Annotated in this window: 11 protein-coding genes; 7 read left to right on the forward strand and 4 right to left on the reverse strand. The window is 71.8% G+C overall.

Translation table 11 applies throughout. The features are described from left to right. Positions 1-89: 89 nt before the first annotated feature. Together FBY22_RS08030 and FBY22_RS08035 are read left to right on the forward strand one after the other, a co-directional pair. Positions 90-1,547, forward strand: a complete 1,458-nt coding sequence (locus tag FBY22_RS08030; RefSeq protein WP_142143624.1) for an NCS2 family permease — start codon at positions 90-92, stop codon at positions 1,545-1,547. Positions 1,548-1,609: 62 nt separating this feature from the next. Further along, positions 1,610-2,761 carry an XdhC family protein gene (locus FBY22_RS08035; protein ID WP_142143626.1) on the forward strand — a complete coding sequence of 384 codons (1,152 nt, stop codon included), beginning with the start codon at positions 1,610-1,612 and terminating at the stop codon, positions 2,759-2,761. Between the two features lie 31 nt (positions 2,762-2,792). Here FBY22_RS08035 and FBY22_RS08040 read toward each other — a convergent pair whose 3' ends face one another. Both FBY22_RS08040 and FBY22_RS08045 read right to left on the reverse strand, forming a co-directional pair. Then, a complete protein-coding gene (locus FBY22_RS08040; RefSeq protein ID WP_142143628.1) occupies positions 2,793-3,233 on the reverse strand; it encodes an SRPBCC family protein in 441 nt (146 codons plus the stop codon). 96 nt (positions 3,234-3,329) lie between these two features. Further along, positions 3,330-4,079 carry a YwiC-like family protein gene (locus FBY22_RS08045; RefSeq protein WP_260844742.1) on the reverse strand — a complete coding sequence of 250 codons (750 nt, stop codon included), beginning with the start codon at positions 4,077-4,079 and terminating at the stop codon, positions 3,330-3,332. A 203-nt stretch (positions 4,080-4,282) separates the two neighbouring features. On the opposite strand from FBY22_RS08045, the gene FBY22_RS08050 reads away from it, so the two are divergent. Both FBY22_RS08050 and FBY22_RS08055 read left to right on the forward strand, forming a co-directional pair. Beyond that, positions 4,283-5,080 carry a YqjF family protein gene (locus tag FBY22_RS08050; RefSeq protein ID WP_142143632.1) on the forward strand — a complete coding sequence of 266 codons (798 nt, stop codon included), beginning with the start codon at positions 4,283-4,285 and terminating at the stop codon, positions 5,078-5,080. Between the two features lie 197 nt (positions 5,081-5,277). Next, positions 5,278-6,216, forward strand: coding sequence for an MIP/aquaporin family protein (locus FBY22_RS08055; RefSeq protein ID WP_142143634.1), 939 nt, complete (start codon positions 5,278-5,280; stop codon positions 6,214-6,216). A gap of 54 nt (positions 6,217-6,270) precedes the next feature. On the opposite strand, the gene FBY22_RS08060 is transcribed toward FBY22_RS08055, so the two are convergent. Then, positions 6,271-7,431 carry a magnesium and cobalt transport protein CorA gene (locus FBY22_RS08060; RefSeq protein ID WP_174267108.1) on the reverse strand — a complete coding sequence of 387 codons (1,161 nt, stop codon included), beginning with the start codon at positions 7,429-7,431 and terminating at the stop codon, positions 6,271-6,273. Positions 7,432-7,575: 144 nt separating this feature from the next. Between FBY22_RS08060 and FBY22_RS08065 the strand changes: the two genes are divergently transcribed. From FBY22_RS08065 to dmpI, 3 genes are read left to right on the forward strand one after another with little or no spacing between them, the layout of a single operon-like run. Beyond that, positions 7,576-8,715 (forward strand): winged helix DNA-binding domain-containing protein, encoded by a 1,140-nt coding sequence (locus FBY22_RS08065; protein ID WP_142143636.1) that lies wholly within the window; start codon positions 7,576-7,578, stop codon positions 8,713-8,715. A gap of 53 nt (positions 8,716-8,768) precedes the next feature. Next, entirely contained in the window at positions 8,769-9,635 is an 867-nt protein-coding gene (locus tag FBY22_RS08070) for a LysR family transcriptional regulator (protein ID WP_142143637.1), read from the forward strand. Positions 9,636-9,680: 45 nt separating this feature from the next. Next, positions 9,681-9,911 (forward strand): 4-oxalocrotonate tautomerase DmpI, encoded by a 231-nt coding sequence (gene dmpI / locus FBY22_RS08075; protein WP_142143639.1) that lies wholly within the window; start codon positions 9,681-9,683, stop codon positions 9,909-9,911. 95 nt (positions 9,912-10,006) lie between these two features. On the opposite strand, the gene FBY22_RS08080 is transcribed toward dmpI, so the two are convergent. Next, complete coding sequence (locus tag FBY22_RS08080) at positions 10,007-10,798, reverse strand: trypsin-like serine protease (RefSeq protein ID WP_142143641.1); 792 nt, start codon at positions 10,796-10,798, stop codon at positions 10,007-10,009. Positions 10,799-10,922 lie beyond the last annotated feature (124 nt).

Here is a 10,922-nt window from a genome sequence, read left to right on the forward strand (position 1 = left end):
CCGGGTCGTGCGGCCGCAGCACCTTCCCAAATCCCGCACCAGTCACAGCAGTTCGCGGGTGCCCCTTTGAACCTTGGGAGTAGGCCCACATGACCCAGCAGTCACTGGAGCCGCAGACCGTCTCGGAGGACGCGGGCGCAGGAACCCGCGTCCCCGCCGGACGGTCGTGGCTCGACCGGTACTTCCACATATCCCGGCGGGGATCCACGGTCGCGCGCGAGGTCCGCGGCGGCGTCACCACCTTCATGGCGATGGCGTACATCCTGCTGCTCAACCCCCTGATCCTGTCCGGGAAGGACGCGGCGGGGGACACGCTCGGCCAGAAGGCCCTGATCACCGCGACCGCGTTCGCCGCGGCCTTCACCACGCTGCTGATGGGCTTCGCCGGCAAGGTCCCGCTGGCCCTCGCCGCCGGCCTCTCCGTCTCCGGCGTGCTGTCCTCGCAGGTCGCCCCGCAGATGACCTGGCCGCAGGCCATGGGCATGTGCGTGATCTACGGCGTCGTCATCATGCTGCTGGTCGTCACCGGACTGCGCGAGATGATCATGAACGCGATCCCGCTCGCGCTCAAGCACGGCATCACGATGGGCATCGGCCTGTTCATCGCCCTCATCGGCTTCTACAAGTCCGGATTCGTGCACCAGGGCAAGGCCACCCCGGTCACCCTCGGCCCGGCGGGCGAACTCGCGGGCTGGCCGGTGCTGTTGTTCGCCGGCACCCTGCTGCTGATCTTCATGCTGCAGGCCCGCAACTTCCCCGGCGCCATCCTCGTCGGCATCGTCGGCGGCACGATCGTCGCGGCGGTCCTGAACGCGGCCGGCGTCATCGACCCCAGGCAGTGGGCCAACGGCGCCCCCGAACTGCACGGCAGCGCCGTGTCGATGCCCGACTTCTCGCTCATGGGGCACGTCGAGTTCGGCGGCTGGGGCAAGGTCGGCGCGATGACCGTCGGCATGATCGTCTTCACCCTGGTGCTCGCCGGGTTCTTCGACGCCATGGCCACCATCATCGGCGTGGGCACCGAGGCGAAACTGGCCGACGACAAGGGCCGGATGCCGGGGCTGTCGAAGGCGCTGTTCATCGACGGCGCGGGCGGCGCGATCGGCGGCGTGGCCGGCGGCTCCGGCCAGACGGTCTTCATCGAGTCGGCGACCGGCGTCGGCGAGGGCGCCCGCACCGGGCTCGCCTCGGTCATCACCGGAGTGTTCTTCGCGGCCTGCCTCTTCTTCACCCCGCTGACGGCGATCGTCCCGCAGGAGGTCGCGTCCGCCGCCCTGGTGGTCATCGGCTCGATGATGCTGATGAACGCCCGGCACGTGGACTGGGCCGACCGCGCCACCGCGATCCCGGTCTTCCTGACCGTCGTCGTGATGCCGTTCACGTACAGCATCACCGCCGGGGTCGCCGCGGGCGTCATCTCCTACGCCGCCATCAAGGCCGCCCAGGGCAAGGCGCGCGAGATCGGCGCCTTCATGTGGGGCCTGACGGCGATCTTCCTGGTGTACTTCGCGCTCAACCCGATCGAGAGCTGGATGGGCGTGCACTAGACGCCGCCGGAAACCCGCCCTCGCCAACGCCCTCCACCCGACCCCCCGAAGGAGACCGACAGATGCTGGACATCGCCGAGGAGCTGAACCGGTGGGTCGAGCGGGGCCGCGACTTCGCCGTGGCCACCGTGGTGGCCGTCGGCGGCAGCGCCCCGCGCCGGCCGGGTGCCGCCCTCGCGGTGGACACCGACGGCACGGCGATCGGCTCGGTCTCCGGCGGCTGTGTGGAGGGCGCCGTCTACGAGCTGTGCCGACAGGCGCTGGAGGACGGTGAAACCGTCCTGGAGCGCTTCGGCTACAGCGACGAGGACGCCTTCGCCGTGGGCCTGACCTGCGGCGGCGTCATCGACGTCCTCGTCGCCCCGGTGCGGGCCGGCGACCCCGCCCGCCCGGCGATCGTGTCCGCGCTGGCCGCCGCCGCCCGGGGGGAGGCGGCGGCGGTGGCGAGGATCGTGTCCGGGCCGAAGGACCTGCTGGGCCGCGCGCTGGTGGTGCGGTCCGACGGCTCCCACGACGGCGGTTTCGGCGCCCATCCGGAGCTGGACCGCACGGTCGTGGGTGAGACGGCGGCCTTCCTGGACGCCGGCCGGACCGGCACCCTGGAGATCGGAGAGCAGGGCTCTCGTTGCGGAGCACCGCTCACGGTCCTTGTGGAGTCCTCCGTCCCCCCGCCCCGCATGATCGTCTTCGGTGCGATCGACTTCGCGTCGGCGCTGGTCCGCGTCGGCAAGTTCCTGAACTACCACGTCACGGTGTGCGACGCCCGACCGGTGTTCGCCACCCGCACCCGCTTCCCGGAGGCCGACGAGATCGTCGTCGAATGGCCCCACGAGTACCTGGAGCGCACGCCGGTCGACGGCCGTACCGTCCTGTGCGTCCTGACCCACGACGCCAAGTTCGACGTCCCCCTGCTGAAGCTCGCGCTGCGCTTGCCGGTGGCGTACGTCGGCGCGATGGGCTCCCGCCGCACCCACCTCGACCGCAACGAGCGGCTGCGCGAAGTGGGCGTCACGGAACTGGAGCTGGCCCGGCTGCGGTCGCCGATCGGCCTCGACCTCGGCGCCCGTACGCCGGAGGAGACGGCCCTGTCGATCGCCTCCGAGATCGTCGCCGCCCGGCGCGGCGGCAGCGGCGTCTCGCTGACCGGCGCGCACACCCCGATCCACCACGACCCGGCCTCGACACCGCCGCGGCGGATCGACTCGGTGGCCTGAACTCCCGCACCCCGCACGGCCGTCGGGGCCGTCACCGCATTCTCAGCAGCCGGTTCGCCGCGCGTCCGAACATCAGGCGGGCCGATTGTTCCAGGAGCGGGTCGAAGAGGCCGGGCAGCAGCCGGACCGCCAGTTCCTCCCGCCACACCACGTGGGCCCGCCCTCCCGGCCCCGGCCGTACCTCGATCTCCGCCCAGCCCCTCACCACCCGGCCCCGCTTCTCCAGACGGCACATGCCGGGCTCGTCGTGCGTCGGCGGACGCCACACGGTGACCTCCATCCGGTCGTCGAAGGCCAGCGGGCCGAGCCCCGAGCGGGCCACGAAGACCGTGCCCTCGCCCGTCGGTGCAGGCGTGAGCACCGAGACCCGGGTCAGCGGGACCACCTCGCCGTGCCGGGGCCAGTCGGTGAGGCGGCGCCAGGCCTCGGGCGGGGAGAGCGGCGCCGTGCGTTCGAGCAGGAAGTTGACCACGTGCCGATCGTAGGGAATCCGCGCTGCTCACAGCTCCCTTCGGGGGCACGTCACGCACATGGCGCAGCGCGCGCGGTACGACAGGTCGCGGGCCGCTCAGCCGTACACCGGTACGAGCACCCCCACCAGCAGCAGCGACAGCGCGACCTCGACCATTCCGACCACCACCGGCCGGACCCGGCCCAGCGCCGGCACGACCAGGGTCCGCAGGAGACAGACCGCGAAGAAGGCGGCAACCCAGGGGGACAGGAAGCAGGCCACGACCAGCGCCCCCGCGTGGTACGCCCGTGACGCCCACAGGTAGGCCCGGCTGTCGCGCTCGCGGATCATGGTCTTGACGTGGAACACCGTTCCGGCGAAGTAGAGCAGGCACACCAGGGCCGGCTGCCAGGCCTGCCCGGCCGTGCCGCCGCCGAACAGCACGGCCACCACGAGCATTCCGCAGGCCGGCACCACGGCGGCCAGTCCGTTGGCCAGAGCCCGCTCCCGGTTGTGCCGGGCGTACCAGCCGTTGACGGCCAGGAACGGCAGCGCGCAGGCCGCGGCGAGCAGCAGCCAGGGCGCGTGCACGACGAGCGCCAGGCCGAGCGGCAGCAGGGCGGCGGTGAAGACCAGGGCGGGGCGGACATGACGTCGGGCCGCCCTCGGGTTGCGCGAGAGGCGCTTCAGCCGCAGCCACTGCTGGACGTGGTAAGCGGCGAGATAGCCGAGCAGCCACGCGGGCAGCAGGACGGCGTCCCAGGGCGTCGGCGTGGCGATCAGCATGCCCGCGAGGAACGGCACCACCAGCATCGCCCAGGCACCGTGCTGCTGCGGAAGCCAGCGCCGTACGGCACGAGAAGCCATGCTGTCCATCCCCTTCCCGGCCGTACGGACGTGGCTCCCTCAGCCTGTCACCGCCCGGCGGCCGAACCGGGGTGCATTGGTCCCCTTCCGACGGGACCAAGGTCCTTCTCCCGGGCACAGCCGCGGCTCCGTCTCGCCTCCCCGCCCCGTCCGGGCCAGACCCGGCCGGACGGGCGTTCGGGCCGCCCGGGCATACTGGCGCGATGCCGCCCCTCCGAGAGCCCCGGCCTCCGGGTCCCGTCCCGCCGGAACCCGTCACCGCGGACGCGCCGGGCGAGATCCCGCGCCCCCTGCTCACCCAGTCCTGGCTCGACCTGACCTTCCTGCACTGGGCCGCCGACCCGGCCGACGTCGGCGGGCTCCTGCCGCCCGGCACGGTCCCCGACACCCTGGACGGGGTCACCTATGTCGGCCTGGTCGCGTTCCGGATGCACCGCGTGGGCTGGCTGCACCTGCCCGGCGTCCCCTACCTGGGCACCTTCCCGGAGACCAATGTGCGGCTGTACTCGGTGGACGCGCACGGGCGGCGCGGGGTGGTGTTCCGCTCGCTCGACGCCTCCCGGCTGATCCCCGTGGCCGTGGGGCGGCTCGGCTTCCGAATGCCGTACCTGTGGTCCCGCATGACCGTCGAGAGGAACGCGGGCCCGGACGGCGACACCGTCACCTACACCAGCTCCCGCCGTCTGCCCGGACCGCGCGGCGCGCACAGCCGGATCACCGTACGGGTGGGCGAACGGATCGCCCGGCCGACGGAGCTGGAGCACTTCCTGACCGCGCGCTGGGGCATGCACGGGGCGTTCTTCGGCCGCCCCACGTACCTGCACAACGCCCACCCCCGCTGGACCCTGCACCGCGCCGACCTGCTCGAGTGCGAGGAGGACCTGGTGGCCGCCGCCGGCCTTCCCGCGCCGGTGGCCGAGCCGGTGAGCGTCCTGTACTCACCGGGCGTACCGGCCCGCTTCGGCCGCCCCTCCCGCCCGGCCGGCATCCCCACGCCCTAGCGGATTGAGCCCCCGCACCCCCGAGAATCCGGGCGGACGGCGCCCCTGCATCCTCCGACCGGGCGTTGGACAGCACCGGTATCCATGCTGCCGGGATACGGCCCTTGTGTACGAATCGGCGCACTCTGCCTGGCGGTGGGCGTGGCTCCGGCGGACGATGGTGGTGCTGACCGGAACAACTCTCCTAGGGGGCCGACATGGCTGTGGAAATCCCTCCCCTGGTGAAACCCTCCAGGCTCAGAAGTCGAGGGGGCCTGTTGGGCGAATGCCTTTCAGAGTTCCTGGGGACGTTCGTCCTCATCTCCTTCGGATGCGGCGTGGTCGCCATGGCGGTCGCGGCACTGCCCGGATCCGGCCGGACCTCGGGACCCACGACGATCTTCGTCGCGGCGGGGGACTGGCTGCTCATCACCTGGGGCTGGGCCATGGCGGTCGTCTTCGGCGTGTACGTCGCCGGCGGCGTCAGCGGGGCCCACCTCAACCCGGCCGTGACCCTGGCCTTCGCGGTGCGCCGGAAGTTCGCCTGGGCCAAGGTCCTGCCCTACTGGGGGTCCCAGCTCGTCGGGGCGTTCACCGGAGCGGCCCTGGTCTACGGCGTCTACCACAACGCGATCAGCACCTTCGACGGCGCGATGAAGGGCCCGAAGACCAACGGCCACACCTTGGCCTCGTTCTCGATCTTCGGCACCTTCCCGGCGCCCTACTTCCACGGCGGGATCTGGGGGCCCTTGATCGACCAGATCGTCGGTACCGCCTTCCTGGTGATGCTGGTCGTAGCCCTGATCGACCTGCGCAACACGGCGGTGCAGGCGAACCTCGGTCCCCTGCTGATCGGCCTGGCGGTCGCCGCCATCGGCATGTCCTTCGGCGCGAACGCGGGGTACGCCATCAACCCGGCCCGCGACTTCGGCCCCCGCCTGTTCACCTGGTTGGCGGGATGGAAGGAGCTGGCGTTGCCAGGCTCTCTATCGGGTGCCTTCAGCGCCTACTGGTGGATCCCGATCGTCGGGCCGTTGATCGGCGGCGTCATCGGTGTGCTGGTCTACGACCTGTTCATCGGAGACGTCCTGCACCTCCGCGCCAAGATGGGCGAACTGCCCGAGCCGGGCCGGACGCGCCCGGTGGTGGAGGAGTAGGCCGGGGAGACACACGGTCGGGCACCGTGCTCACCGAGCCCGGCGCCCGACCGTCTAGAGCCAGTCCCGGCGCTTGAAGATCACGTACAGGCCGCCGCAGATGACGCCCATCAGGCCGATGGCGAAGGGGTATCCGAAACTCCAGCTCAGTTCGGGCATGTGGCGGAAGTTCATGCCGTAGATCGTGCCGACGAGGGTGGGCGCGAACAGGATCGCAGCCCATGAGGAGATGCGCTTGATCTCCTCGTTCTGCTCGAACCCAGCCTCCGCCAGCGCTCGCATCTCCGCGTTCTGCTGCTGGGTCACCAGGGTCGCGTTGACCGTGAGGATCTCGGTGAGGGCCTGCCGGAAGCCGTCGACGCGCTCGCTGGTGTGGGTGACGTGGTCGGCGACGTCTCGCAGATAGCGCTGGAGTTCCTCGTCGGTCTCGTACTTGGCGAAGCCCGCCATCAGACCGTGCAGCATGCCCACCAGGGGGCGGGTGGCGCGCTGGAACTCGACCATCTCGCGGGAGAGTTCGTAGATGCGGCGCGAGACCTCGGGGTCGCCGCGGAAGACCTCGGTCTCGATCTCGTCGATGTCGTTCTGCACGCCGGCGACGACCGGGGCGTACCCGTCGACCACCGCGTCGAGTATGGCGTACAGCACCGCTTCCGGGCCGAGTTTGAGCAGGTCCGGCGACTCCTCCATGCGGTGGCGCACGGCGGACAGGTCGGGGGCCGCGCCGTGCCGCACGGTGATCACGAAGTCGGGTCCGACGAAGACGTGCAGCTCGCCGAAGTCGACCTCTTCGGGGGCGTCCAGGTAGCGGGCCGCCCGCAGCACGACGAACAGCGTGTCGCCGTAACGTTCCAGTTTCGGCCGCTGGTGGGCCTCCATCGCGTCCTCGACCGACAGCGGATGGAGGTCGAACTCGGCCGCCAGGGACAGGAGTTCACTCTCGGTGGGACGAGCGAGACCGATCCAGGCCATCCCGGACGGGGCCTCGCGCAGTTCCCGGAACGTCTCCGCCAGCGTGCCCGGGGAGGAGACACGGACGCCGTCGCGGTACAGGGCCGCCTGTACGACGCTGGCGACCTCCGGCGCCTCCGCGGCCGCGGACGTGGGCGATGGGGGAGCGGTCTCGGCCGGCGGGGTCTGCGGAGTCGTCAGGGCGCGACGCAAGACGGACTTCACGGAGTTTCTGGGGGCCGGACGGGCGCGTCGCTCGGACATGCGGCTGCCTCCCGGGTCGAACCTGCGGCTGCGCGATCTGAGGCAGGATATACGGGGCAAACGACGCCGGGGTGGCGAGAGCCCGCCGGATTCGGTGAGAGTCGCGGACAGAGCCTGTCCGCAAGCCGGACTAGCGTGCACGACATGACCAGGACGACTCCCGCCCGCACGCGGCGCGCCCCGAGGGCGGGCGCCGCCGACGCCCCCGTACTCGGCCCGCGCGCGCTGAACCGCGCGACCCTCGACCGGCAGCTGCTCCTGCGCCGGGCCCCGGTGTCCGTGGCGGCCGCCGTCGGGCATCTCCTGGGGCTCCAGGCGCAGAACGTGAAGCCGCCGTACTACGCGCTCGCCGCCCGCCTCGACGGCTTCGCCCCCGAGCACCTCTCGGAGCCGATGGCCGCCCGCGAGATCGTCCGTATCGTCACGATGCGCTCGACCATCCACACCCACACCGCCGACGACTGCCTCACTCTGCGTCCTCTGGTGCAGCCCGCCCGTGACCGTGAACTCATCCACTTCCGCAAAGGACTCGTGGGAGTGGACCTCGGCCGCCTCGCCGCCCTGGCCCGGGACCTCGTCGAGGCCGAGCCCCGCACCATGAAGGAGCTGCGCGAGGCCCTGGCCGCCGAGTGGCCCAAGGCCGATCCGCAGGCCCTCGGCACCGCCGCCCGTTGCACCCTGCCCCTCGTCCAGGTCACCCCGCGGGGCCTGTGGGGCAGAAGCGGCCAGGTCGCCCTCACCACCGCGGAGCACTGGCTGGGCCGCCCCGCCGGGGAGGCCCCCACGCCCGACGCCGTCGTTCTGCGCTACCTCGCCGCCTTCGGCCCCGCCTCCGTCAAGGACATGCAGACCTGGGCCGGCCTGACCCGCCTGCGGGACGCTTTCGAACGGCTCCGTCCGGAGCTGCTCACCTTCCGCGACGCCGACGGCACCGAGCTGTTCGACCTCCCCGATGCCCCGCGCCCCGACCCCGAAACTCCTGCCCCGCCCCGGTTCCTGCCCGAGTTCGACAACCTGCTCCTCTCCCACGCCGACCGCACCCGCGTCGTACCGCCCGAGTACCGGGGCCGCAGCTGGGTCGGCAACATGGCCCACCGCACCTTCCTCGTCGACGGCTTCCTCGCCGGCGTGTGGAAGCCGGAGCGGGACGCGCTCGTGATCGAGCCCTTCGGCCGGCTCACCAGGGCACAGCGGGCGGACCTGGCCGAGGAGGGCGGGCGGATGCTGGCGACCATGCACCCGGGGACGTCGTACGACATCCGCTTCGGCACGGTGATCCAGTAGCGCGTGTCCGCTCACGTGAACCAGGCCCCCGGCGTCCCCTCTAGAGTCGGGCCATGGAACTGCGGCAGCTCAGCTACTTCGTCACCGTCGCCGAGGAGCTGCACTTCGGGCGGGCGGCCGAGCGGCTGCACATCGTGCAGTCCGCGGTGAGCATGCAGATACAGCGTCTGGAGCGGGAGTTGGGCGCCGAGCTGTTCGACCGCACCCCGCGCCGGGTGCGGCTGACATCGGCGGGGGAGCGGCTGCTGCCCAGGGCGCGGGAGGTGCTGGCCGCCGCGGACCGGGCCCGCGCGGCCGTCGCCCCGCCTCCCGGTCTGAGGGTCGGCACCAGTACGGGCATGGGCGCGCACCTGGACCGGGTGCTCGCCGCGTTCGCCCGCCGCGCGCCGGAGGTGCCGGTGGAGCTCTTCTCGCTCCCGGCCGCCGAGCGCCTGGCCCGCGTCGCCGGCGGACACCTGCACGCCGCGTTCGTACGGTCCGTCGACCCCGTCCCCGGCGTCCGTGTGCTGCCGCTGTGGCCCGACCCCCTGGTCGCCGCCCTCCCCGCCTCCCATCCGCTCGCCGGCCGAGCGGAGATCGACCTCGGGGAACTCGCCGAGCTGCCGCTGAGCCTGACCGAGCGGCGCAACAACCCCGCGCTGGTCGACCTGGTCGTCGGCGCCTGTCACGAGGCCGGTTTCGAGCCGCTGCCCGGCCCGGCGAACGGCTCCCTGCAGGACACCCTCGCCACCATCGGCAGCCGCCCCGGCTGGACGGTCGTCTACGCCTCCCACGCGCGCGTGCTGCACAGCCCGCGGGTGGCCTTCGTCCCGTTCCGCCCCCCGGGCCTGGCCCTGTCGACGGGCCTGGCCGTCCCCGTCTCCTCGCCCGTCCCGCACCTGGACAATCTGCTCCTGGCCTGCGGCGATCACGAGAGCTGATCGCTGCGGTCGCGGTCTGCCCCTTGGTCGCGCCGGCCCGGCGCGATGGACTGGGCTCACCCGAACCAACAGGGAAAACAAGGGAGTTCAGCCATGCCGATCGTCACCGTCCAGCAGGGCCCGCGCGACGCCGAGCTCAAGCGGGAGCTCGTCCGGCGCGTCACCGACGCCTTCGTCGACGCGTACAGGATCCCGCCGGAGACCGTGCAGGTCTGGATCCACGAGGTCCCGGCGGACAGCTGGGGTGCCGCGGGCACGCTCACCGCGGACAAGTAGCGCGCCCATGGATAGGGGGCGCTGCGAGCTGCTCGTGGTAGCTCGCAACGCCCCCTGGTCACTCACCTGAGGGGTGCTCAGGAGATCTTCTGGGGCTAGGAGTTGACCTGCGCCGTCACCAGGCTGGAGAAGGTGGTCAGCCGGGTGTAGACACCCGGGTAACCCGCCTCGGCGCAGCCGTTGCCCCAAGAAGTGATCCCTGCCAGGACGCCCCCGATGAGCAGGGGACCGCCGCTGTCGCCCTGGCAGGTGTCTGTGCCGCCGGAGGTGTATCCGGCGCAAACCATGTCGGACTGGACGAAGTCCGAACCGTAGGAGCTCTTGCAGCCGGCGTCGGACACGATCGGGACGGTCGCGGTCCGCAGCTGGTTGGACGAGCTGCCGTTCTCCGACGTGGTGCCCCAGCCGAGAATGCGGGCGGTGGTGCCGGCCGCGTACACCGAGGTGTCGGAGGAGGAGACGTACGAGGCCTTGGTGTACGGCATCGACGTCGAGAGCGTGAGGACGGCGACGTCGTCGCCGTTGGTGGCGTCCGTGTAGGACGGGTTGATCCAGATCCTGCTGACCCGGCTGACGGTGCCGTTGGTGCCGTTCAGGTACGTGCGGCCGCCGACGACCCTGACGCTGCTCGTGGTCTCGCCGACCATGCAGTGCGCCGCCGTGACCACCTTGGTCGCGGACACCAGGGTGCCGCCGCAGAACTGGTTCTGCGAGGCGTCCGTGATCTGCATCATGAACGGGTACGCGGTCGTCGTGGTCGTGGTACCGCCGACGATGGGCTGGGGGGCGGCGACAGCGGTGGGGGCGCTGATCAGTGCCGTCGCTGCGGCCGCAGCGGCCGCCGCTACCACGGCGGCGGTCTTTCTTGCGCGGTCGATCCCGAACATGAGTCTCCTCAGTGGGGGTTGCCGGTGGGGGTCGCGCGGGTGGTGTGGGGGTGCTGCACGGGGGTCGCGGGACCGACCCCCGTATGCCCGGGCGAGCGGCACGCCCCAAAAACTAGGACCCGGC

The organism is Streptomyces sp. SLBN-31, assembly GCF_006715395.1.
GTDB lineage: Bacteria > Actinomycetota > Actinomycetes > Streptomycetales > Streptomycetaceae > Streptomyces.